At 64.0% G+C, this 503-nt stretch carries 1 protein-coding gene; it reads left to right on the forward strand.

The features are described from left to right. Positions 1–503: calcium-binding protein (locus JP75_RS24405; protein ID WP_160194780.1), on the forward strand; the 503-nt coding region annotated here is incomplete at both ends.

Genomic DNA, 503 nt, shown 5'->3' on the forward strand with positions numbered 1-503 from the left:
GGCATGCTCGGTCTCGTCACCTTCACCTATGAGATCAGCGACGGTCTCCTCCACATCGTCCAGACCGCGACCCTCGAAATCACCCGCAACCAGGTGCAGCTCACCGCCAATGCCGACATCTATGCCGGCACCCCTTGGGATGACGACATCGATGCCCTCTCCGGTGACGACATCGTGGACGCCCGCGCCGGCAATGACAGCGTCACCGGCGGTTTTGGCGACGACCACATCAATGGCGGGGACGGCGACGACCAGCTCTTCGGCAATGACGGCAACGACATCATCTTCGGCGGCACCGGCAACGACCTCATCTCCGGCGGCACCGGCAATGACCTCCTCTATGGCGAGGCCGGCAATGACATCATCCATGGCGACGACGGCGACGACACCATCTCCGGTGGCGAGGGCGACGACATCATCGACGGCGGCACCGGCAACGACGCCATCCAGGGCGACGAAGGCAATGACACCATCATCGCCGGGCAAGGCGACGACACCGTCTC

The sequence above is a fragment of the Devosia riboflavina genome (assembly GCF_000743575.1).
Taxonomy (GTDB): Bacteria; Pseudomonadota; Alphaproteobacteria; order Rhizobiales; family Devosiaceae; genus Devosia; species Devosia riboflavina.